The organism is Micromonospora sp. NPDC049101, from assembly GCF_040648675.1.
GTDB lineage: Bacteria > Actinomycetota > Actinomycetes > Mycobacteriales > Micromonosporaceae > Micromonospora.
The window spans coordinates 109507-131110 of sequence record NZ_JBEZED010000018.1 but is presented as its reverse complement, the minus strand read 5'-3'; the positions used below and the strand labels follow the sequence as shown (position 1 = coordinate 131110).

At 69.0% G+C, this 21604-nt stretch carries 22 protein-coding genes; 17 read left to right on the top strand and 5 right to left on the bottom strand.

Features of this window, described 5'->3' with window-relative positions; translation table 11 throughout:
* Positions 1-294 precede the first annotated feature (294 nt).
* From glsA to AB0B57_RS24045, 3 genes are all read left to right on the top strand, one after another.
* Positions 295-1980, top strand: a complete 1686-nt coding sequence (gene glsA, locus AB0B57_RS24055; RefSeq protein ID WP_357073867.1) for a glutaminase A — start codon at positions 295-297, stop codon at positions 1978-1980.
* A 65-nt stretch (positions 1981-2045) separates the two neighbouring features.
* Positions 2046-3065, top strand: coding sequence for a glutamine synthetase (gene glnII, locus AB0B57_RS24050; protein WP_357073864.1), 1020 nt, complete (start codon positions 2046-2048; stop codon positions 3063-3065).
* 81 nt (positions 3066-3146) lie between these two features.
* Positions 3147-4466 carry an ammonium transporter gene (locus AB0B57_RS24045; protein ID WP_357073861.1) on the top strand — a complete coding sequence of 440 codons (1320 nt, stop codon included), beginning with the start codon at positions 3147-3149 and terminating at the stop codon, positions 4464-4466.
* A 101-nt stretch (positions 4467-4567) separates the two neighbouring features.
* Here AB0B57_RS24045 and AB0B57_RS24040 read toward each other — a convergent pair whose 3' ends face one another.
* Positions 4568-5263: an SDR family oxidoreductase gene (locus AB0B57_RS24040; RefSeq protein WP_357073858.1), complete on the bottom strand. Its 696-nt coding sequence runs from the start codon at positions 5261-5263 to the stop codon at positions 4568-4570.
* Positions 5264-5439: 176 nt separating this feature from the next.
* Between AB0B57_RS24040 and AB0B57_RS24035 the strand changes: the two genes are divergently transcribed.
* The 7 genes from AB0B57_RS24035 (at position 5440) to AB0B57_RS24005 (ending at position 12153) form a co-directional block, all read left to right on the top strand.
* Positions 5440-5931: a GNAT family N-acetyltransferase gene (locus AB0B57_RS24035; RefSeq protein WP_357073856.1), complete on the top strand. Its 492-nt coding sequence runs from the start codon at positions 5440-5442 to the stop codon at positions 5929-5931.
* Positions 5932-6719: 788 nt separating this feature from the next.
* On the top strand, positions 6720-7526 hold the full coding sequence (locus AB0B57_RS24030; RefSeq protein WP_357073853.1) for a YqcI/YcgG family protein: 807 nt from the start codon (positions 6720-6722) through the stop codon (positions 7524-7526).
* A complete protein-coding gene (locus tag AB0B57_RS24025) occupies positions 7526-8335 on the top strand; it encodes an arginase family protein (protein ID WP_357073850.1) in 810 nt (269 codons plus the stop codon). The genes AB0B57_RS24030 and AB0B57_RS24025 overlap by 1 nt, the downstream gene beginning before the upstream one ends.
* 21 nt (positions 8336-8356) lie before the next feature.
* Positions 8357-9334: a cysteine synthase A gene (gene cysK / locus AB0B57_RS24020; protein WP_357073847.1), complete on the top strand. Its 978-nt coding sequence runs from the start codon at positions 8357-8359 to the stop codon at positions 9332-9334.
* A 12-nt stretch (positions 9335-9346) separates the two neighbouring features.
* Complete coding sequence (locus AB0B57_RS24015) at positions 9347-10471, top strand: homoserine O-acetyltransferase (protein ID WP_357073844.1); 1125 nt, start codon at positions 9347-9349, stop codon at positions 10469-10471.
* A gap of 13 nt (positions 10472-10484) precedes the next feature.
* Positions 10485-11231, top strand: a complete 747-nt coding sequence (locus AB0B57_RS24010; RefSeq protein ID WP_357073841.1) for an SDR family oxidoreductase — start codon at positions 10485-10487, stop codon at positions 11229-11231.
* A 13-nt stretch (positions 11232-11244) separates the two neighbouring features.
* On the top strand, positions 11245-12153 hold the full coding sequence (locus AB0B57_RS24005; RefSeq protein ID WP_357073838.1) for a hypothetical protein: 909 nt from the start codon (positions 11245-11247) through the stop codon (positions 12151-12153).
* Here AB0B57_RS24005 and AB0B57_RS24000 read toward each other — a convergent pair.
* Positions 12140-13576: a PLP-dependent aminotransferase family protein gene (locus tag AB0B57_RS24000; RefSeq protein WP_357073836.1), complete on the bottom strand. Its 1437-nt coding sequence runs from the start codon at positions 13574-13576 to the stop codon at positions 12140-12142. The genes AB0B57_RS24005 and AB0B57_RS24000 overlap by 14 nt on opposite strands.
* Here AB0B57_RS24000 and AB0B57_RS23995 point away from each other — a divergent pair.
* The 3 genes from AB0B57_RS23995 to AB0B57_RS23985 all read left to right on the top strand — a co-directional run bounded on the left by AB0B57_RS23995 (position 13575) and on the right by AB0B57_RS23985 (position 15399).
* Complete coding sequence (locus tag AB0B57_RS23995) at positions 13575-14477, top strand: DMT family transporter (protein WP_357073833.1); 903 nt, start codon at positions 13575-13577, stop codon at positions 14475-14477. The two genes, AB0B57_RS24000 and AB0B57_RS23995, sit on opposite strands and share 2 nt — an antisense overlap.
* Positions 14474-14854: a transposase gene (locus AB0B57_RS23990; protein ID WP_357073830.1), complete on the top strand. Its 381-nt coding sequence runs from the start codon at positions 14474-14476 to the stop codon at positions 14852-14854. The genes AB0B57_RS23995 and AB0B57_RS23990 overlap by 4 nt, the downstream gene beginning before the upstream one ends.
* Before the next feature lie 200 nt (positions 14855-15054).
* On the top strand, positions 15055-15399 hold the full coding sequence (locus AB0B57_RS23985) for a DUF1801 domain-containing protein (RefSeq protein WP_357073827.1): 345 nt from the start codon (positions 15055-15057) through the stop codon (positions 15397-15399).
* Positions 15400-15460: 61 nt separating this feature from the next.
* Here AB0B57_RS23985 and AB0B57_RS23980 read toward each other — a convergent pair whose 3' ends face one another.
* Complete coding sequence (locus AB0B57_RS23980) at positions 15461-16063, bottom strand: response regulator transcription factor (RefSeq protein WP_357073824.1); 603 nt, start codon at positions 16061-16063, stop codon at positions 15461-15463.
* Positions 16060-17202, bottom strand: a complete 1143-nt coding sequence (locus AB0B57_RS23975) for a histidine kinase (RefSeq protein ID WP_357073821.1) — start codon at positions 17200-17202, stop codon at positions 16060-16062. Before AB0B57_RS23975 ends, AB0B57_RS23980 begins: the two co-directional genes overlap by 4 nt.
* Positions 17203-17309: 107 nt before the next feature.
* Here AB0B57_RS23975 and AB0B57_RS23970 point away from each other — a divergent pair, with 107 nt between their 5' ends.
* The 4 genes from AB0B57_RS23970 to AB0B57_RS23955 all read left to right on the top strand — a co-directional run bounded on the left by AB0B57_RS23970 (position 17310) and on the right by AB0B57_RS23955 (position 20393).
* A complete protein-coding gene (locus tag AB0B57_RS23970; RefSeq protein ID WP_357073819.1) occupies positions 17310-18191 on the top strand; it encodes an ABC transporter ATP-binding protein in 882 nt (293 codons plus the stop codon).
* A 26-nt stretch (positions 18192-18217) separates the two neighbouring features.
* Complete coding sequence (locus AB0B57_RS23965; RefSeq protein ID WP_357073816.1) at positions 18218-18937, top strand: ABC transporter permease; 720 nt, start codon at positions 18218-18220, stop codon at positions 18935-18937.
* On the top strand, positions 18934-19614 hold the full coding sequence (locus AB0B57_RS23960) for a GPP34 family phosphoprotein (RefSeq protein WP_357073813.1): 681 nt from the start codon (positions 18934-18936) through the stop codon (positions 19612-19614). The genes AB0B57_RS23965 and AB0B57_RS23960 overlap by 4 nt, the downstream gene beginning before the upstream one ends.
* Positions 19615-19904: 290 nt before the next feature.
* Positions 19905-20393, top strand: a complete 489-nt coding sequence (locus AB0B57_RS23955) for a hypothetical protein (RefSeq protein WP_357073811.1) — start codon at positions 19905-19907, stop codon at positions 20391-20393.
* A gap of 278 nt (positions 20394-20671) precedes the next feature.
* On the opposite strand, the gene AB0B57_RS23950 is transcribed toward AB0B57_RS23955, so the two are convergent.
* Positions 20672-21586 (bottom strand): sulfite exporter TauE/SafE family protein, encoded by a 915-nt coding sequence (locus AB0B57_RS23950; RefSeq protein WP_357073808.1) that lies wholly within the window; start codon positions 21584-21586, stop codon positions 20672-20674.
* Positions 21587-21604: the final 18 nt, after the last annotated feature.

Below are 21604 nucleotides of genomic sequence, written 5' to 3'. Positions count from 1 at the left end.
TCCTACGTGCCCTGGTTCGCCGTGAACATTCCTGGGCCGAGGATGAGGCCGGTCACGGGTTGGTAGTTGTACGTGGCCGCGGTTGACGAATAGTTGACGACCGGCAAGACCGGGCGCCGATGTCGATGCGTGCCCTCTGACCAGCGGTTGGTCAGTCGGAATCAAGCGAATGTGCACTGGCCGCCCGTAGCCTTCCGAATGTGCGAGGCTGGCCGGTCGAATGCCCGGAGGCGCGAGTAAATACGCCGGTGGCCGCACTGACACAAACTTTCTACGGAGTGGTCGAGCCACGTCATGCCCACGATAAAGAAACCCCGAACCACGGCGCGTCGCATCGAGCAGGCGTGGTCGGGCAACCCCGTCAAACCGTCACTCGCCGACGATTCCGGAGCCGGTGAATACGGGAAGCTGTTCGCCTCCTTCACCGTCGACCCGCAGGGCACCGTCTCGTTGGCCGACCTTGCCAACCGGCTGCGCGCCTCGGGGATCTCGGACGCTGATCCGCGTCTGGCCCAGGTCTGGGGCGAACTGCGTCCCGCCGTGGGCGCCGACGGGCCGACACGCATCGACCTGACCCGCTTCGTCGCACTGTGCAGGGCGGGCGGCGGCGTCATCGAGAAAGCGCTTCGCGGGGATCTCGTCATTCCGGACTTCGCCGCGCTCCGAACGGAGATCTTCGCGATCTACGAGGGGCTCCGGGGTGTCGACGAGGGCCAGGTCGCCGACTACATCCCGCAACTGGGCCGCGTCGATCCGGAGAAGTTCGGGATCGCGTTGTGCACCACGGATGGGCAGCGCCTGGCCCTGGGAGACGCGGAGAGCGTCTTCTGCGTCCAGTCGGTCTGCAAACCGATCAACTACTGTCTCGCGCTGGAACAGCACGGTGCCGAGCAGGTCCACCGGCATGTGGGGCGGGAGCCCAGCGGTCGCGGGTTCAACGAGCTGACGCTGAACAGCGAGGGGCTCCCGCACAACCCGATGATCAATTCCGGGGCCATCATGTGCTGCTCGCTGCTACGCCCCGGTTGGGAGATGGCCGACCGCTTCGACCACGTCGCCGAGACGTGGCGCAGGTTGGCCGGTGGCGGCGCGGTCGGGTTCAACAACGCCGTCTACCTCTCGGAACGCCGCACGGCCGACCGGAACTTCGCCCTCGGCTACTTCATGCGCGAGCACCGGGCCTTCCCGGACGGGACGGACCTCACCGAGACGCTGGAGTTCTACTTCCAGTGCTGCTCGATCGAGGTCGACGCGCGGTCGCTGTCGGTCGTGGCCGCCTCGCTGGCCAACGGCGGCGTCAATCCCCTCACCAGGGAGCGGATCTTCTCCGCCGACACCGTACGCAAGTGCCTGTCCCTGATGTCGTCGTGCGGGATGTACGACTACTCCGGGGAGTTCGCCTTCACGATCGGTCTGCCGGCGAAGAGCGGCGTCTCCGGCGGACTCATGATCGTGGTTCCCGGCGTGCTGGGCATCTGCGTCTGGTCGCCGCGCCTCGACGCGCTGGGCAACTCCGTCCGAGGGGTGGCCTTCTGCGCGGACCTCGTCAACCGGTTCAACTTCCACGTCTACGACTCCCTGGCCACCGGCGAGGACTCCGGCAAACGCGACCCCCGGCGCGGGCGCAACGAGGAGGAGGTGGCGTCGACCACCCGGTTGCTGTGGGCCGCCAGCCACGGTGACCTGGAGTACGTCCGGCTCGCGCTGGCGGCGGGAAAGGACCCCAACTCCGCCGACTACGACAGACGTACCGCGCTGCACCTGGCCGCCTCCGAGGGAAACCTCGACGTGGTCCAGTACCTCCTGGATCGCGGGGCCGATCCAACTCTGCGGGACCGCTGGGGAGGCACCCCGCTGCACGACGCCGAGCGAGGCGCACACGACCGGGTCGTCACGCTGCTCACGTCGGCGCTGGGCGTCGCGAGTCCGGCGGCGGACACCCACCTGGTGCGAACGGACGCGCCGCTCGCGGCGGTCTGAGCCGCCCGTTCGTCCGATCACGATTTCGACTGGCCATCCGGCCCGTTCACAGGAGAAAGAGACACATGGTCTACAAGGCTGAGTACATCTGGATCGACGGCACCGAGCCGACCGCGAAGCTGCGGTCGAAGACGAAGATCATCGCCGACGGCGTCGAGCCGGGTACCTGGGGCTTCGACGGCTCCAGCACCAACCAGGCCGAGGGCCGCAGCTCCGACCGGGTCCTGGAGCCGGTCGCCACCTACCCGGACCCGATCCGCGGCGGGGCGCACCTGCTGGTGCTGTGCGAGGTGTTCAACATCGACGGCACCCCGCACGAGTCGAACGCCCGGGCCCTGCTGCGCCCGGTGGCCGACCGGTTCGCGGCCCAGCAGCCCCTGTTCGGCATCGAGCAGGAGTACACGTTCTTCCAGGGCTCCCGCCCGCTGGGCTTCCCCGACGGCGGCTACCCGGCCCCGCAGGGTGGCTACTACTGCGGTGTCGGCGCGGACGAGATCTATGGCCGCGCCGTGGTCGAGAAGCACCTGGACAACTGCCTGGCCGCCGGCCTGACCATCTCCGGCATCAACGCCGAGGTCATGCCCGGCCAGTGGGAGTTCCAGGTCGGCCCGCTGTCGCCGCTGGAGGTCGCCGACCAGCTCTGGGTCGCCCGTTGGCTGCTGCACCGCACGGCCGAGGACTTCGGCATCTCCGCCACCCTCGAGCCCAAGCCCGCACGGGGTGACTGGAACGGCGCCGGCGCCCACACCAACTTCTCCACCGGCGCGATGCGCGAGAACTACGCGGCGATCATCGAGGCCTGCGAGTCCCTCGGCCGGGGCGACAAGCCCCTGCAGCACATCCGCAGCTACGGCGCCGGCGTCGAGGCCCGCCTCACCGGTGCCCACGAGACGGCCCCCTGGAGCGAGTACAGCTACGGCGTCTCCGACCGTGGCGCCTCCGTCCGCATCCCGTGGCAGGTGGAGATCGACAAGAGGGGCTACATCGAGGACCGCCGGCCCAACGCCAACGTCGACCCGTACACCGTCACCCGGCTCATCGTCGACACCTGCTGCACCGCCCTGGAGGCCGCCGACCTCGCCTGAGGCACCGGCCCCTCTTCCCGTACCAAATCCAACCGCCGCCGCTTTCGACGCGGCGGCGCTCAAGACGTGGAGTGCACCTCGATGCCAGAAGGCTTCGACGCGGGTGACACCGCATTCGTCCTGACCAGCGCCGCGCTGGTCATGCTGATGACCCCGGGACTGGCGTTCTTCTACGGCGGCATGGTTCGCGCGAAGAGCGTGGTCAACATGCTGCTGATGAGCTTCGTCAGCCTGGGCATCGTCAGCGTTCTCTGGGTGGCCTACGGATACTCGATCGCCTTCGGCGAGGACGTGGGCGGGCGCGGGCTTCTCGGTGACCTGTCCAACGTGGGCATGAGCGGAATCTCGGACACCACGTTGACCGGCAGCGTTCCGGTGCTCGCCTTCGCCGTCTTCCAGATGATGTTCGCCGTCATCACGCCGGCGCTGATCAGCGGAGCGATCGCCGACCGCGCCAGGTTCGGCGCGTGGATGCTGTTCGTCGCCCTGTGGGTGACAGTGGTCTATTTCCCGGTTGCCCACTGGGTGTGGCAGTCCGGCGGTTGGATCTTCAAACTCGGCGTGAAGGACTTCGCCGGAGGCACGGCGGTGCACATCAACGCGGGCATGGCCGCCCTCGGTGCGCTACTGGTGCTCGGCAACCGGGTCGGTTTCCGGCGCGAGTCGATGCGGGCGCACAGTCTGCCCCTCGTGATGCTCGGCTCGGGCCTGCTGTGGTTCGGTTGGTTCGGGTTCAACGCCGGATCGGCCCTCGCCGCGAACGGCACCGCCAGCGTCGCCTTCATGAACACGCAGGTGGCGGCCGGTGCCGGTCTGCTCGGCTGGCTCGTGTGGGAGCGGGTCCGCAAGGGCGGTTTCACCTCGCTGGGCGCTGCCTCGGGAGCGGTCGCCGGCCTGGTGGCCATCACCCCGGCCTGCGCGGTCGTGAACATCTGGGGCGCGATCGCCATCGGCGTCATCGCCGGCGTCGGCTGCGCCTGGGCCGTCGGTCTGAAGGACCGGTTCGGCTACGACGACTCGCTGGACGTCGTGGCTGTGCATGCGGTCGGCGGTGTTCTCGGCACCCTTCTCATCGGGGTCTTCGACGTGACAGACGGCCTCGTGGCCGGTGCTGGCGCGGGCCAGTTGCTGAAGCAGGCCATCGGCGCCTTCGCCGTCGCGGCGTACTCCCTGGTGCTGACCTGGCTGCTGGTCAAGATCATTGATGTGACCATCGGTTTCCGGGTGACGCGTTCGGACGAGGTCACCGGGGTCGACCAGATCCTGCACGCCGAGGACGCCTACGACCTCGGCACGAGGGAGGCGGCCGACGTTCCTGCTGGCGCCATCGGCACCTGGTCGCACTCCCCAACCGCCCGGCACCAGACCGTCGGTGGCTCCAGCGGGCCGTCGGCCCGCTGACCGGCCGCGTCGACGATCGCTGACCACGGATCGCCGGGGCCGCTGGACCGGGAGGGCGTACCAACCCTCCCGGTCCAGCGGCGCGCACGCTCGCGGTCGCGCTATGCCCGTCCGGCATCGAGGGTGAGATTGACGCCGTTGGCCGCCGGGTTCTCCAGCAGGAACACGCACCCGTCGACGATGTGCCGCATGGTGGGCAGTTCCCCGGTCAGGGAGACCCTGCGCAGGGGCTCGAGGACGGCCTGGTTGTCCACCCAGGCGGGGCTGTCGGCGACAGCACCGGGGTGGATCGAGTTGACCCGCACCGGCGCGAGTTCCACGCTCAGGGTGCGCACCAGGCCGACAATGCCGGCGTTGACGGTGGACAGCACGGTGGAACCCGGATAGGGCCGGTCCTTCGCCATTCCGCCGAACAGCAGTACGGCGGCATCGGGTGCGAGTCGCCCGTGCAGGGCCGCCACCACCGCCGCGTAGCCGACGATTTTGGTGGTCGCCAGCTCCACCGCCGCCGGGATCGCGAAGGACGCCACGGTGTTGCTGTCCCGAATCATTCCCGCGACGGCGAGACGATCGACCGGCCCCACATTCCGGAGCGCGTCCGCCACCGAGTCCGGCCGGGACAGGTCGAGCCCCGACCCGGACACCGGGCTTCCGGTCTCGGCTTCGAGCCGTGCCGCCTCGGCCTCGGCCCGCTGGACCGCCCGTCCGGTAATGACCACCTCGTTGCCCCGCCGGGCGTACTCGGCGGCCAGCTCGCGACCAATGCCCTGGGTGGCACCCACGACAAGAACTCTCACGTCTTCCTCACATTCTCCGGCACCGAAGTCTTCCGCTGAGTTCACGAACCTGGGCCCGCGGCGGTTCAGCGGGAAAACGTTCTCCAGCTCGTCCGGAGACCAGTCTCGGTCACTCGGTACGTGGTGCGCCTGACGTTGGCGCTGCCGTCCTTCGCTACCAGCCCTCAAGGAGATCCGTGCAGCAGGGGCTCCTCATCGACAGTCAGCACGACGACGTGGACCTGATGACAGCTGGCGGGCTTCGACTGCACCTGCGCCGGGCCACTCTCACCGACCTCGACGCGGTCAACCACCTGCACCGCTGGGAATGCTCCGCCGAGAGCCGCAGGGCCCGCTACCACGCGTCGCGAGACCGGATCCGCCACGCCGAGTGGCGGCACCTGATCGACCCCGATCGCGGCTACACGTTTCTCATCGCCGGTCCACAGCGGCCAGGGCTGATCGGTCTCGCCCACCTGTTGTGGCAGGACTGCGGACCGCCAGAGATCGCCCTGTTGATCGCCGACGCGTGGCAGGGTCGCGGAGTCGGCACCGCGGTGGCCGGGCACCTGGCCGGCCTCGCCGCCGCGCACGGTCACCCCGTCCAGCAAGCCCGGATCATGTCGGCAAATGGTCGGGCCATCCGCCTGGCGAGTCGCTTCCGCGCCGTCATCGACGACTCGGCCTGACGCCGCGTCGGCGGTCGTGGTGGGTGGAGCCCTCGCGTTCCCGCAGGATCACACCGAAGATCGCACTGGCGACCACGTCCTGGATCACCCGTAGCCGGGAATCGGAGAACTCGGTGCCGATCGCGCTGACCGTCCACGTCCACCAGGGCGCGGCAGCAGGATGAGGCCCTGACCGAGTCCGGTTGCGACGGTGCCCTCGGCGGGCCTGCATCCCACCTGCCCGAGCGGTTTCCCCGATCGCACAAAACGCCATATCCGATTCACCTGGATTTCATCGTTGGCACACCGGTTGCCGCCCCGCGCGAGATAACCCTTTTGGTCGCGATGAACGCCCACCTCGAATTTCCACCACGCTGATTGGTACCGATGTCTGAAGGAAACGGACATCGCGTCCTGGTCACCAAAATAAACACGAGAGACAGCACTCGGACGGGTTGACGACCCGGGTGAGATGGGCCAGGATTTCTCCTGTCGAAGGCAACGACGAAACTGTCCTGTAATCGCTCGCCAGCCGGGAGTCGGTTAATCGCCCTGGTGGATGCGACCCAAAGGTTGCGTCGCACGCGGTGCCGCAGACTCGGTCGAAAACCTGAGCTGACCTGGCACCGGACCGACGACGGCGTCGGTCTGAAGACCTCCACCAGTCGCTCCCACTCGATCCTGTTGATCCTCACCGCCGTTGCGACGGCCGTAGGCCCACTCGCCGCGGGCCTCGATTCCGCATGCGCAAAATCGAGTCCGCCGCAACGGCGTGCGCCAGGACCATTTACGGGGAAGGACTATCCATATTGCACATCTCCAACGACGAAGAAATCCTGCTGACACAGGAGCATGTGGCCGAGCGGGCCCGAGGCTGGCGTCGCTCCGCATTCGAAGATCTCAGTCTTCGGCTCAACGATCCCGACTTTCCGTGCATCTTCTCGCGGAACGCATTCAGGAAGAAGATCGTCAATTTCATCTTCGTCGACAGCGCGGACGGGGTGGGCACCAGACGCCTTGCCGAAGGACTCCGGCGCTATGTCGAGCTCGCCAACCGCTGGGACGGCCGCCTCGACACCGCGAGTCCCCTGGTGGTGGCGTTCGCGACGGATGCGGTGCGGGCGCGGACCGTCGAGGAGTACCACGCCTTCGGCTGGCGGATCCTCCACGACCTCCACGACCTCGACCCCGCCCCCTGGCCGGACGAGGTGGCGAGGGAACCCGACTCCCCCGGGTGGTCGATGTGCTTCAACGGCATGCCCCTCTTCTGCAACATGAGCAGCCCGGCACACCGGAAACGGCGCAGCCGCAATCTCGGCGCCCACTTCGTCATCGTCATCAACCCGCGTGCGCGGTTCGACGTCTTTGCCGGTGACACGCCCAGCGGCCGCAAGGTACGCGCCAACATCCGCGACCGCATCGGCCGCTACGACGGCACTCCCCACTCGCCGCACCTGAGTTCGTACGGCAGCGGTGCGCTCGAGTGGCTTCAGTACAGCCTCGCCGAGGCTGCCGACGAGCGGGCAGATCGGTGCCCGTTCGCGTCGGGCCAGCACGACACCGCCTCGTTCTCCGGCGGTCACGACCATGCTCCGGCCAGGAAGGATGCTTCTTGATGATCGACCTCATCGTCTCCCAGGGACGGGTGGCGGACCGAGCGGCGCGGATGATCGAGGGCGCTGCTCGTACCGCGCAGGCCCTGGCGGAGCGCTACGGGCTCTCCGCGCAGTACATCGGGAAACCCGCCCCGGCGGTGGACGACGACTGGACCCAGAGCCTGCCCCAGGCCCGCCAGACGCTGGACTCGATGGCGAGAGCGGTCACCACGAGCCTTGACGGCGGGAACCTTCCGGTTCTGCTGAACAACACGTGCTCCGTCAGTCTCGCCACGCTGCCGGTTGTCGCCCGGCGGTTTCCGGACGCGGTCGTGCTCTACATCGACGCGCACGGCGACTTCAACACCCCGGACACGACGGACAGCGGCTACCTCGGCGGCATGGTGTTGTCCGGCGCATGTGGCCTGTGGGACAGCGGCCACGGCGCCGGACTGAAGCCCGAGCAGGCGATCCTGGTCGGTACCCGCGACGTCGACCCGGGCGAGCGGAAGCTCATCGAAGCCGCTGGAGTACGCGTCATCCCCCCGAGCCAGACGACTGCGGAGAACGTCCTGGCCGCCATCGGTGACGCACGGGTATGGGTGCACATCGACTGGGACGTCATGGACCCGGGCGCTGTCCCCGCGGACTACACGGTGGCCGACGGCCTGCTGCCCGCGCAGATCCGGGCGATCTTCGACGCTGTTCCGAGGGAACGTCTGATCGGCGTCGAGCTGGCCGAGTTCAACGCCCCGGCGGACGAGGAGCAGATCGAGCAAGCTCTCGCCGTGATCCTTGACATGGTCTCCCCCGCGTTCGTCGCGGCCTGACGACGAAGGACGGTTCGCGCAATGCCCCTCTACGACAGCATCCTCGACACGATCGGCCGTACCCCGATCGTCCGGCTCCACCGGATGGCCCCGGCGCACACCTCGGTCTATGTGAAGGTCGAGTCGTTCAACCCCGGTGGTTCGGTCAAAGACCGCCTCGCCCTGGGCGTGATCCTGCACGCCGAGGCCACCGGGATGCTCAAACCCGGCGACACGATCGTGGAGTGCACCTCGGGCAACGTCGGCATCGCCTTCGCGATGGTGGCCGCCGCCCGCGGCTACCGGTTCGTGGCGGTAATGGGCGACACCTACTCCAGAGAGCGGCGCAAGCTCATCCGCGCGTACGGCGGAAAGGTGATCCTCTTCCCCGGAGCCCTCGGCAGCAGCGGCGGTAACCAGATCGCCGACGAGCTGGCCGAGAAACATGGCTGGTTCCGGGCCCGGCAGTTCGACAACCCGGCCAATCCGGCGTACCACCGGGAGACCACCGCTGCCGAGATCCTCGGCGACTTCGCGGGCAAGCGCCTGGACTACTTCGTCACGGGCTTCGGCACCACCGGGACGCTGACCGGCGTCGGCCAGATGCTCAAGGTGGCGCGCCCCGACGTACGCATCGTCGTTCTGGAGCCGGAGAATGCCGCAGTCCTGGCCGGCAAGGAATGGAACGTGCACCAGATCCAGGGTCTGGCCCCCAACTTCGTGCCCAGTGTCCTGGACCAGACCGTCATCGACGAGCTCGTGACGATGGACGAGGTCGTGGCGCGCGACACCGCACGCCGCCTCGCCGCCGAGGAGGGCATCTTCGTCGGCATATCGGCTGGCGCGACCCTGGCCACGGCGCTGCGGACCGCCGAGACGGCACCGGATGGTTCGGTGCTGCTCGCGATGCTTCCCGACACCGGCGAGCGCTACCTGTCCACCTTCCTGTTCGACGGCATGAACGAGGAGTCGGATGACGATTGGCTCGCCGCCCAGGACGTCGGCCGCGACAGCGCCTGATCGGGACCGCGCATGAGGGAGTTCATTCCGGCGGCCACCCGTTTCGTCACACTGCCCGACGGCTTCGCCATGAAGAGCGGCGGGGTGCTCGACGGAGCGCGGGTCGCGTACGAGGCGGTGGGGCGCTTGAACGAGGCACGCGACAACGTCGTCCTGGTCCTCACCGGCATGTCCCCTGACGCGCACGTCGCCGCGCACGACGAGGACCCCACTCCCGGCTGGTGGGAGCACATGGTGGGGCCGGGCCGGCCGATCGACACGGACAGGTGGTACGTGATCTGCGTGAACGCCCTGGGCAGCTGCAAGGGTTCCACCGGGCCGGCCTCGGTCGACCCCGCCACCGGCGAGCCCTACGGGATGACGTTCCCATCACTGTCCATCGAGGACATCGCCGACGCCGCCGCGGTGCTGGTCCGCGCCCTGGGGTTCGACACGCTCAGCTGCGTCGTTGGGGCGTCCATGGGCGGGATGAGCGCGCTCTCCCTCCTGGTTCGCCATCCCGGTCTGGCGCGCAACCTCATCAACATCTCCGGGGCGGTGCACTCGCTGCCCTACGCCATCGCCGTCCGCTCACTGCAGCGCGAGGCGATTCGGTCCGACCCCCGGTGGTCGCAGGGGCGCTATCGCGATGACATCCTGCACTACCCGCGGTCCGGGATGCGCCTCGCGCGCAAGCTCGGCATGATGACCTACCGCTCGGCGCGGGAGTGGGACCAGCGCTTCGGCCGTGCCCGGCTCACCGGCAAACGCGGGACGGACAACTGCCCCTTCGACCCTGAGTTCCGAGTCGAGGGCTACCTCCAGGCACACGCGGACCGCTTCGCCCACCACTTCGATCCCAACAGCTACCTCTACCTGAGCAGGTGCATCGACCTGTTCGATCTCGGCGAATCATGCGGTGGCACACCGGAAACGGCGCTGGCCGGGCTGAGCCTGGACGCCGCACTGGTGATCGGGGTGGAGACCGACACGCTGTTCCCGCTGCACCAGCAACGCCAGATCGCGGACGGTCTCCGTGAGGGCGGAACGGAGGTGCAGTTCAAGGCGCTGGAGTCGGACGAGGGGCACGACGCTTTCCTGGTGGACGTCGCCCGCTTCGGTCCACCGATCGCCAAGTTCCTGTCACTGATCTGGTAGTGAGGAGTAAGCCTTGTCCCTGATCCCCTCGAAGGTGGCGCTCGTCACCGGCGCCAACCGCGGCATCGGCCGTGAGATCGCTCGGCAGCTCGCGGAGAACGGCGTACACACCCTGGTCGCCGGTCGCCGCCCGGAGGCGGTGACGGAAGCCACGGCGAGCCTGCGAAGCATGGGCCTCGACGTCGCACCGCTCGTCCTGGACGTCACCGCGCCGGACACGATCGCCGAGGCCGCCGACAACGTCGGTGCGAAGTACGGCCGGCTGGACATCCTGGTCAACAACGCGGGCATCCGCGTCGAGAAGTACGGCAAGCGGCCCTCCGAGCAACCCATGGATCAGTGGCGCCAGACCTTCGACACCAACCTGTTCGGCGTCGTCGAGGTGACGGCGGCCTTCCTGCCGCTCCTGCGCCGATCCACGGCGGGCCGCATCGTCAACGTTTCCAGCCTGTTGGGCTCGCTGACCAGACAGAGCGACCCGACCTCATACGTGTACAGCGATGCCTTCAAGTCGCTGCCCGCCTACAGCGCCTCCAAGAGCGCGGTGAACTCCTGGACGGTGCACCTGGCGTACGAGCTGCGCGACACACCGATCAAGGTCAACTCGGTGCACCCGGGCTACACCAGGACGGACCTGAACGACGGCGCGGGCGACCTCGAGGTCGCCGTCGGCGCGAAGACGAGCGTCGACATGGCCCTGCTCGGCTCGGACGGGCCGACCGGCAGCTATCTCCACCTCGGCGAATCACTCCCATGGTGAAGGGGTTCCGACAATGAGCAGACTCGCTCTGGTCACCGATCAGGTCAGCCTTCCGATCGACTACGACATGACCCTGCTGCGTGACGCCTGCCGTACCGCCGAGCTCGTCGCCGAGGTGTGTGACTGGGAGGATCCGACCGTCGACTGGTCTGGGTTCGACGCGGTGCTGCTGCGTTCGCCCTGGTCGTACGTGGATCGCCTACCGGCCTTCCTCGCCTGGTGTGAGCGTGTCGCGGCGGTGACGGATCTCCACAACCCGCTGCCGGTGGTGCGCTGGAGCCTCGACAAGTTGTACATGGCCGATCTCGCCGCCCGCGGCGTGCCGGTGGTGCCCAGCACGTTCGTCCGGCCGGGTAGCGACCCGTCCACGGCGGTACGGCAGTTCCTCGACGGTCATCCCGAGGCCGCGGAATTCGTCGTCAAGCCCACGGTGGGCGCCTATTCGAAGGACGTCCAGCGTTTCTCCCGCTCCCACGCGCCCGCCGCGACCGCCCACGTCGCACGGCTGCACTCCGCGGGCCTGGTCGCGCTGCTCCAGCCGTACCTCGAATCGGTCGACCGCGACGGTGAGACGGACCTGATCTATTTCGGCGGCGTCTACAGCCATGCCATCCGCAAGAGCCCGATGCTCCTGCCGGACGGCACGGTCAACGTGCCCACCTTCGAGAGCCGCACGCCCCGGAGGGCAGCGGACGATGAACGCGCCGTGGCCTCGGCGGCGCTGGCGGCGGCCGGCGCGCGGCTCGGGCTGGACCGTCCGCTGGTCTACGCCCGGGTCGATGTGATCCGCGGATTCGACGGCGCGCCTGTCGTGTTGGAACTGGAGTTGTGCGAGCCGTCGCTGAACCTGCCGTTCACCGACCACGGGCCGACGCGTTTCGCGGAGGCCATCGCCGGGCGGCTGGGGATCAGTGCTCGATGAGCAGCGGCGCGAGCCGGCGGATGGCGTCGTCGACGTCGGAGGCCGACGGTGCCGCGACATAGCTGAGCCGGACATGCCGGAGGCTGTTGCCGGTGGCCGAGAAGTTCGTGCCGGGTGTGATGGCGACGCCCTTGGCGAGAGCCGCGGGGACCAGTTGGTGCTCGTCGAGGTGCGCGGGAAGCGACACCCACAGGTGGTAACCGCCGCGGGGGCGACGGGCGAGAGCGTGGTCGCCGAAGGCCGCCAGAACGGCCTCGGTGGCCACCTCGCGACGGTGCGCCAGGGCGACACTGAGCGCTTTGAGGGCCCGCCTCCAGCCGGGGGCGGTCACCATCTCCAGCGCGGTCAGTTGCAGCGGAGCGGGCACGAACAGCATGTCGATGACGTGGGCGGAACGCAGTCGGGCCAGGACGGGGCCTCGGGCCGCGATCGCCGCGACGCGCAGGTTCGGCGAGCTGACCTTGGTCAGCGACCTGATGTGGACGACGGTGCCGTCCGGGTCGTCGGCGACCATCGGCGGCGGCGCGGTGGGGGCGTCGGCGTGCGCCATGTGCCGGGCGAAGTCATCCTCGATGACGAAGGCGGCGTGCCGGCGGGCGATGGCCCGGATCTCCTCCTGCCGGGCCGTCGAGACGCTTGCCCCGGTGGGATTCTGGAACAGCGGCTGGACGATGATGACGCGCGCGCGGGTGCGGGTGAGGGCCCGGTCGAGATGATCCGCGTGCAGACCGTGGACGTCCATGGGGACCGGAAACGGCCGCAGGCCGGCGGCATGGGCGGCCGCGATGGCGCCCGGGTAGGTCGGCGATTCCAGGAGGACCGGATCTCCCGGCTGGGCAAGTGCGCGCAGCGCGATGGCCAGCGCACTCTGCCCCGCCGCGCAGACCAGGATGTCGTGACGACCGAGGCCGCCGCCGATGTCGGCAGCGAACCAGTCGCGCAGCTCGGGCAGCCCGCCGGCGGGCGGGCGGTCCCACGCCTCCGTGCGTCTGGCCGCACGCGACATCGCCGTGGCCAGGGTGCCCAGTGGCTGTAGCCCGGGATGAAGGTAGCCACCATTGAGGTCGACGATGTCCGGCCCGGCCGTCGACAGTGTCTGCAGCAGCGCGGGCGCCTGGAAGTCACGCAGGGCACCGATCGAGGCTCCTTCGGCCCCCACCGGGTCGAGGGCCGCCTCCTGCCAGGACGTGTCCCCGGTGCGGGCTGCCGGCCGGGCCGCCGTGCGGTACGTCCCGGCGCCGGGGCGAGGTGCGATGAGTCCGCGCTGGGCGAGCAACGCCAGCGCCGCGGAGACGGTGGTGCCGCTCGCGGCGAAGCGCCGCACCAGCTCGCGATGGGTCGCGACGCGGGTGCCCTCCGGCAGTAGCGCTATTTCCTCAGCGATGGACTCAGCCAGAAGACGGGAACTGCTACTGTTTGACATGAGTACGGAGAATAGCGCTATCGTCCTGGTGCGGATATCACCACTCGCGAGCGGGACGATGTTCGCCGCGCTCGGTGTGCTGAGCTTCTCGTTCAGTTTCCCGGCGACCCACTGGGCGCTCGACGGGTTCGGGCCGTGGAGTGCCACCGGGGTTCGCGGAGTCCTCGCCGCGGTCATCGCGCTCACCGCTCTCCTCGCCACCCGCACGCCGTTGCCGGCCGCCGGCGACTGGCCAGCCCTCGCCGTGGTGGCAGCCGGCTGCGTGATCGGCTTCCCGCTGCTCACCACCTTCGCTCTGCAGACCTCGACCACGGCCCACTCGGCCGTCGTCATCGGTGCGCTGCCCATGGCCACCGCGACGATCTCCGCGCTACGCACCGGGCGTCGCCCGTCGAAACTGTTCTGGGCGGCCGCTTCGACAGGCGCGGCCACGGTCATCGCGTTCACCCTCTCGCAGAACCACGGCCGGCCAACGATCGCCGACCTCTACCTGTTCGGCGCGCTGCTGGTCTGCGCCGCCGGCTACGCGGAAGGCGGGCGGCTCGCCGCGCACATGCCCGGCTGGCAGGTCATCGCCTGGGGGGTCGTTCTCGCGGCACCGGTCAGCCTCGCCGTGTGCGCGGTCGCGCTTCCGCAGGAGCCGGTGCGCCTGACGGCCGAGGCAATCGGGGGTATGGCGTACCTCGCGGCCATCTCGCAGTTCGGCGGGTTCGTGGTCTGGTATCGCGGCATGGGCCTCATCGGGGTGGCCCGGGCCAGCCAGCTTCAACTCGCCCAGCCGCTGCTGACCCTGGTGTGGGCCGTCCTCCTGCTGGGTGAGCACCTCAGCGTCATGGTGCCGCTGACCGCGACAGTCGTCCTCTGCTGCATCGTCGTCACACAACGGGCCAGGACGGCATGAATTCGCTCAAGCAGACCAGGCCCGAGCTCGTCCACCATCTCGTCCCGGATGCGCTGTGGGAGCTGTTCCGGCAGGTGGTGCCGGTCACGGTCGTGCGCCGGCCGCAGGGTGGCGGCCGGCGCCGCGCGGACGACCGGCAGGTGCTGGCGGCCATCGTGTACGTCGCCGGCACCGACCGCGCGTGGCGGCAGATCCCCGAGAGCTTCGGGGTGTCCTGGCCGACCGTCTACCGGCGGTTCGCGGAATGGCGTCAGGCCCAGGTGTGGACCCGCCTCCTGCAGTTGATCGCGGAAATCCACCACGAGAACGACGAGCTGAACTGGTCCCGTCGGGCGATCGGGGCGGTGTATTCGCGAGCGGCACGGGACGGACGTTGATGCTCGGCTCGGCCAACCAGCCGGGTCCTGGTTGATCGACTCGGCTTCCTGGAAGTCGGGGCATCCGGGTCGCTGGGACACCCCGACTTCGGGGAACCCGAGTCGAGGCGGTCGGCAGGGCAGCGTAAGAGCGAGGCGATCACCTACCCTCGGCTACGGCACGTTCTGCGGGCCAGTGAGCACCAACGAGGGAGAACGCCGTGAACGACGAGGTCACCCAGTACATCAACAAGACGCAGCCGTGGCAGATCGAGGTCTGCGAGAAGCTGCGCGCGATGATCGACCAGACCGTTCCAGGCGTGGAGGAACGACTCCAGTACGGCAAGCCGCACTTCCTCAAGAACGGCCACTACGCGGCCGTCATCGCGGTCGCCAAGGCCAAGGTCTCGTTCATGGTGTTCAACGCGGCGGACGTCCCCGAGGTCAAGGGATTCCTCCGGGCGATGGGCAACGGCGAGCGTAAGACCGTCGATATCACCGAAGGGCAGGACGTCGACTTCGGCGCACTCGCCGCCATCCTGGGAAAGACCAGCGCTGCCCTGTAACTACCCGCGTGCCGCGATCGAGATTGTCCGGAGTCGTCCGCCGGGCGGTGCCGGACCGCCGTTACAGCCAGTCGTGTTCGCGGGCGTAGCGGGCCGCTTCGTGGCGGGTCCGGGTCTGGGTCTTGCGCATCGCGTTGGAGAGGTAGTTGCGGACGGTGCCCGGCGCGAGGTGGAGCCGAGCGGCGATGTCGGCGACCGAGTAGCCCTCGCCGGTGACCCGCAGGACGTCGGCCTCCCGATCGGTGAGGGGGCAGTCCTCGGTGACGGCGAGCGCGGACACGTCCGGGTCGATCCAGCGTTTTCCCGAGTGCAGGGTGGCGATGACCGAGGTGATGTGGGCTGGCTCGGCGCCCTTGCTGACGAAGCCCTGGACGCCGAGCCTGAGCGCCTTGCGCAGCACGCCGGGGCGGGCATGCCGGGTCAGCATGAGGATCACCTGCTCCGGCCGTTCGCGGCGGATCTCGGCGACCGCGCCCAGGCCGTCCACGCCCGGCATTTCCAGGTCGATGACCAGCACGTCGGGCCGGTGTCGCAGGGTGGCGGCGATCGCCGTCTGGCCGTCCTGCGCCTCGGCGAGAACGGTGATGTCGCCCTCCATCGGCAGCAGCGCGGCCAGGGCGGTACGCAGCAGCGCCTCGTCGTCGGCGAGCACGATGGTGGTCACCGGCGGTCCCCCCGCTCAGTGCCGGCACGGACGGCCGGGAACGTCGCCGCCGTCCGAAAGCGTCCCTGCTGCTGTTCCACGGTCAGCTCACCTCCGTCGCCCGCCACCCGTTGCCGGAGTGCCGCCAGCCCTCGCAACTCCGGGGGTGAGGTGGCGGTCACCCCGTCGTTGACGATGGTGATGCCCGACGCGCCGAGCGTGATCTGCACGTGGGTGGCCTGTGCGTGCCGCAGGATGTTGGTGGTCGTTTCCCGCAGCACCTGCCCGAGCAGTTCGCTGGCGCGGGCATCGGCCTCGGCCTCCCGCGTCACCCGGACCTGGATGCCGGCGGCCTCGAACAGGTTCTTCGCGTTCTCGATCTCCGCGGTCAGGTTGAGCCGCCGTTGCGCGTAGGCGAGTTCCTTGGTCTGCGCGATGGTGTCGCTGACCAGCGCGTACGTCTCCCGCAGCTCTTTCTCCGCCCGGGCCGTGTCGCCGAGCAGCAGTCGCTGGGCCAGGGCGATCTTCAGCTTGACCACGTGCAGGGTGTGGCCCTGGATGTCGTGCAGGTCGCTGGCGAACCGCACGCGTTCCCGGACCACGGCCAGTTCCGCCTCGCGTTCCCGGGTCTGTTCGAGCTCCCGGATGAGGTCGTAGAACCGCTCACCCACCACCGTGAAGATCGTCACGACGACGGTGAGGACGGTCGGGATGAGAACGTAGGTCAGCAGGACGTGTCCGATGTCGTCCCGCTGCACCAGCAGCCGCGCCGTACCGACGGCGGCAACGTAGGTGAACAGCCCGGCCATCACCAGCTTCCGACGCCGTCGCACCTCGCGCAGGGCCAGCGAGCCGACGGCGCAGACACCCCAGTAGGCGTTGGGGCTGCCGGTCACCAGGACCCCGAGCGGCCAGACCACTGCCGCTACGACCAGGCAGGGCAGCGCGACCCGGGCGAGGTCGTTGGCCGTCCAGCGTTCGAACGCCACCACGGCCGCCACGGCCCCCGGCGCGAGGACGACGAGGTGCCACCAGGTACGCGCGTCGGTGTAGAGCAGAACCACCGCGGCGAACACCACAGGCGGCAGTGCCGTGGCGAGATGGAGCCGGCGCAGTCTTCCCTGCGTCGACTCGGTGAAGCGCGGCGATCTCGCGGTCACCAGGCCAGTATCCGGCAGCCAGGGGCCATGACCAGTGACACCACGTCACAAGCGGTGGTGACGTGGTGCCACTGACGGGTCGGCCGCGCCCGCGCTGTCATGGGTGCATGTCCACCACACCCGTCATCGAAGTCGAACGGCTGAACCTCACCTACGGCGACTTCCACGCCGTGAAGGACCTCTCCTTCGAGGTACGGCCCGGAGAGCTCTACGCGCTGCTCGGCACCAACGGGGCCGGGAAGACCTCGACCCTGGAAGTTGTCGAGGGACACCGGCGGCCGACCTCGGGCACCGTACGCGTCTTCGGGCGCAGCCCCGACGACCGGCGAGCGGTACGTCCCCGGATGGGCGTCATGCTCCAGGAGAGCGGTTTCTCCCCGGACCTCACCGTCCGTGAGTCCGTCGGTCTGGTCGGCCGGCTCACCCGACGCGTCGACGACGTCGACCGGGTGCTCGACCTGGTCGACCTCACCGGCCGAGCCCGCCGCAAGGTGTCGCAGCTGTCCGGCGGGGAGAAACGGCGGCTGGACTTCGCCACCGCGGTCTACGGCAGCCCGGAGCTGATCTTCCTGGACGAGCCGACCACCGGCCTCGACATCCAGTCCCGCGACGCCGTCTGGGCGACCGTCGACCGGCTCCGGGAGAACGGCGCGACCATCGTGCTCACCACGCACTACCTGGAGGAGGCACAACAGCGCGCGGACCGGATCGGGCTGATGCACGAGGGCACCCTCCACCGGGAGGGCACCGTCTCCGAGCTGACCCACACCCTGCCTGCGGTCATCCGCTTCGCCCTCCCACCATCGGCACCGACGCTGCCGGTACGGGCCGCCGTCGACGCGGACGGCAAGGTCACGGTCGAGACCTTCGAGCTGCAGAAGGACCTGCACCTCCTGCTCGGCTGGGCGCAGGACCACGGCGTCGAGCTGCAGGACCTGGCGGCGGGGCCGACCCGGCTCGACGACGTGTTCCGCGCCATCAACAGTTGATTCGATCTTCCGAGAGGAGCGTCACCGTGTTGTCCATCGCGTCCAGCGAACTGATCCAGATCTTCCGCAACCGGCTGGTCCTGATCACCAGCCTCATCATCCCGGCGGCGGTCTGTGTGTTCTTCGTCCGTCAGCACGAGACCTACGCCGCGATCGGGAGCCTCGGCTACGTCGCCGCGATCGTGCTGTTCACCGTGGCCGCGTTCGGGCTCTACGCCACGGCCGTCACCACCCTGGCGTCCCGACGGCAGAATCTCTTCCTCAAGCGGCTGCGCTCCACCGCCGAAAGCGACGCCGGCATCCTCACCGGCCTACTGCTGCCCGTACTCCTCCTCACCGTGGTGCAGGTGACCGCGATCCTGACCGCCCTGGCCGTGGTCGCCGGCGAACCGGCGAACGTCGCCCTGCTGGTGGTGGCGGTCCTCGCGACCGCGGCCATGATGATCGGCCTGGCGCTGGCCACGGCCGGGCTGACCAACTCCCCCGAACACGCCCAGGTCACCACCCTCCCCGTTACCCTCGGGGTGATCGCCATGGCCAGTTGGGTGGGCATCTCCGGCACCGAGAACCTCGCCTGGCTCAAGCGGCTGCTGCCCGGCGGCGCGGCCACCGAACTGACCATGAACGCCTGGAACGGCGGCGTCGCCGTGACCGACTCACTGCTCCTGCTCGCGCCCACGCTCGGTTGGGTCGTCATCGCCGTCGCCCTCGCCACCCGCCTCTTCCGCTGGGAGCCCCGCCGATGACGATCGAACCCCGGTCGGACGCCCCGACCCTGGCAGAAGATCTCCTACTGCTCCTGTTCCAACCCCGATCCGGGACCATCGCGGGAGAGGGCACCCTCTTCTACGTCCTCGGTGGAGCCGTCCTCGCGGACCTCGCCCTCGGCGAGCACCTGGGCACGGCGGAGCGGGGGCGGCTCAGAAGCGTGGCGGGTCACCCACCGTCGGATGGCCTGCTGCGTCCGGCATGGGACTACCTCGCCGAGAAACCGAGAGGGGTGCAGACCGCACTCGCCGCGATCGGTCCGAGCCTGCGCAAGCCGGTGTTGGAGCGGCTCATCGCGCGAGGCGACATCGTCCAGGAGCCCCGTAGGGTGCTCGGCCTGTTCCGGACGACGGCCCTGCGCGACGGCAGGACCGAACGACGGGCCCGCCTGCTCGCCGACGTTCGGCGGGTCCTCGTGGACGGTGCCGAACCGCAGGCCCGTGTCGCCGCGCTCACGGCGCTGCTCTCGGCGAGCGGAACGCTCCCGCAGTTCCACCGCGAGATCCCGTGGACGTCATCGGTGATCAACCGAGCCAAGGAACTCGAGCGGGGCGACTGGGGTGCCGATGCCGCAGCGGCAGCCGTGACCCGCACCGTGACGGCCACCGTCGTCAACAGCGCCATCGCGGCCATCACCGTGCTTCCTCGAAGCTAGGGCGTGTGTCAAAGCGCCGGCCGGCCTACGGCGGGCCCAGACGACGACCGGCCGCGTTGGACTGCCGTCTGGACTCCGCCTCGGCTCGACCGAGGACTTGACACACGCCCTAGGGCCGCCCGGTTCGTCAACGCCGAGCGCACGAGGTGCACTGCCTCCGGCCAAAGTCTGGGCGGGGTCAGCGCACACTTCCCACCTCATGTGGTGCTCGTCGGCCCATTAACTGGTCCCACCCGTTCGACCGGGGCTGGTAGCGTCCGCCGAACATGAAGATCATGGGGGAAACATCGATGAACCGAACTCGACTCGTCCTGACTGGCGTGGCCGTTGCGGCGGCGATCGCGATGTCCGGCTGCGATCCGCAGCCCACATCTGAGAGCACCGCGACCTCGCCGTCCCCGGTGGCATCGAGCGCCGCCCCGACCGTTGGTGCGGCCACCACCGCGGCCAGCACCGCGGCCAACGACGCGACCACAGTGAAGGCCTGCGCCGACATCAAGAAGGACATCAAGGACAACGCGGCCAAGATCAGCAAGGCCGAGAAGATCGGCCCACCAGCTGGGCACTTCGCGGTCAGTGCACAGTGGGCCGCCGGCTCGGTCGCGATCCTGGCGCACTCGATGGGTGCCAGCCAGGCAGTCACCGCCGCCTCCGAGAAAATCCAGAACGAGATGATGAGCCTGAGCGACGCGTACAACGAGTCCGCCGACGCCAAGCCCAGCAAGAAGGCCCTGGAAGCCGCCATCAAGGAGCTGGACGCCGCCTGCTCCGCCGCCTGACCGGTTCGACCATGCGATCGGCGGTGACCGTCACCCGGCGGTCACCGCCGATTCACATGTCCGTGCGGCCTGCGGCACCCGGGTCAGCGGCTTCTGAGCAACCCACGGTCAGCCTGCGCGACGCCCAGCGCGCTACCGCGAGGAGCGGCGCGCTGTTTTCGGCCGGCCGCAGATCCCTTCAGGGCCTGTGTCAAAGCCCCTGGCCGGCCTGAGGACTTCGACACAGACCCTGGGTACGTGGCTCCCGGACCGCGGACCGGGAGGTGCCGGCATTGTGGTCAACTGGGCCGAGGCATCGAGTCGCTACCGGTCCCAATCGGATTCCGCTGCTGCTCCGTCAGGTGTTGACGGATCGAGTGGGCGACGGCGGCCGCCCATACCGCGCAGATGACGGTGTAACAGCCGTAACGAACGGTTGTCGGGGCATCGAACCAATCACCGCGAAGCAGGGTTCGACTGTTCGTCAGCACGATCATGCCGCCGACCGCGGAGCCGAGCACCCGGGGCGGGACCTTGCGTACGAGCCAGGCCGCCACCGGCGCGGCGACGACCCCGCCGATGAGTAGGGCGACGACCCAGCCGAAGTTGATGTTCTCCGCACCGATCCCCACCAGGAAGCCGAGGCTCGCCGCGACGGCGACCAGAAACTCGCTGGTGTCGATCGATCCAATGACCTTGCGTGGTTCGAGCCTGCCACTGGCCAGGATCGCCGGGGTCCCGATCGGTCCCCAGCCACCGCCACCGGTGGCATCGACGAAGCCGGCGAGCAGGCCCAGCGGACCGAGGAATCGCTTGCGAAGCGGCTTGCCCACGTTGCCCCGAGGCAGACCGAAGGTGGTGAAGCGGACCAGGAGGTAGCTACCGAGGGTGAGCAGGATCAGCGACATGATCGGTGCCGCCGCGTCGGTGGAGAGGTTGGACAGGAAGGTCGCGCCAGCGAAGGCGCCAACCGCACCAGGGATGCCGATCCGCGCGACGACCTTTGCGTCGACGTTGCCGAACCGCCAGTGGGCGGCACCGGAGGCGAGGGTGGTGCCGATCTCGGCCAGGTGCACGGTGGCCGAGGCGGCGGCGGCATGAACGCCGACGGCGAGCAGCAGGGTTGTCGAGGTCACGCCGTAGGCCATGCCGAGGCTGCCGTCGACCAGTTGGGCGCCGAGGCCAACCAGGGCCAGCAGGAGGATTTTGCGCATGAGGGACCACCAGTTCGT

What these genes read in the sequence shown, in the direction of transcription:
- glsA (WP_357073867.1), top strand. Translation starts at nt 295, where the DNA reads ATGCCCACGATAAAGAAACCCCGAACCACGGCGCGTCGCATCGAGCAG.
- glnII (WP_357073864.1), top strand. Translation starts at nt 2,046, where the DNA reads ATGGTCTACAAGGCTGAGTACATCTGGATCGACGGCACCGAGCCGACC.
- AB0B57_RS24045 (WP_357073861.1), top strand. Translation starts at nt 3,147, where the DNA reads ATGCCAGAAGGCTTCGACGCGGGTGACACCGCATTCGTCCTGACCAGC.
- AB0B57_RS24025 (WP_357073850.1), top strand. Translation starts at nt 7,526, where the DNA reads ATGATCGACCTCATCGTCTCCCAGGGACGGGTGGCGGACCGAGCGGCG.
- cysK (WP_357073847.1), top strand. Translation starts at nt 8,357, where the DNA reads ATGCCCCTCTACGACAGCATCCTCGACACGATCGGCCGTACCCCGATC.
- AB0B57_RS24015 (WP_357073844.1), top strand. Translation starts at nt 9,347, where the DNA reads ATGAGGGAGTTCATTCCGGCGGCCACCCGTTTCGTCACACTGCCCGAC.
- AB0B57_RS24005 (WP_357073838.1), top strand. Translation starts at nt 11,245, where the DNA reads ATGAGCAGACTCGCTCTGGTCACCGATCAGGTCAGCCTTCCGATCGAC.
- AB0B57_RS23995 (WP_357073833.1), top strand. Translation starts at nt 13,575, where the DNA reads ATGAGTACGGAGAATAGCGCTATCGTCCTGGTGCGGATATCACCACTC.
- AB0B57_RS24000 (WP_357073836.1), bottom strand. Translation starts at nt 13,576, where the DNA reads ATGTCAAACAGTAGCAGTTCCCGTCTTCTGGCTGAGTCCATCGCTGAG.
- AB0B57_RS23990 (WP_357073830.1), top strand. Translation starts at nt 14,474, where the DNA reads ATGAATTCGCTCAAGCAGACCAGGCCCGAGCTCGTCCACCATCTCGTC.
- AB0B57_RS23970 (WP_357073819.1), top strand. Translation starts at nt 17,310, where the DNA reads ATGTCCACCACACCCGTCATCGAAGTCGAACGGCTGAACCTCACCTAC.
- AB0B57_RS23960 (WP_357073813.1), top strand. Translation starts at nt 18,934, where the DNA reads ATGACGATCGAACCCCGGTCGGACGCCCCGACCCTGGCAGAAGATCTC.
- AB0B57_RS23955 (WP_357073811.1), top strand. Translation starts at nt 19,905, where the DNA reads ATGAACCGAACTCGACTCGTCCTGACTGGCGTGGCCGTTGCGGCGGCG.
- AB0B57_RS23950 (WP_357073808.1), bottom strand. Translation starts at nt 21,586, where the DNA reads ATGCGCAAAATCCTCCTGCTGGCCCTGGTTGGCCTCGGCGCCCAACTG.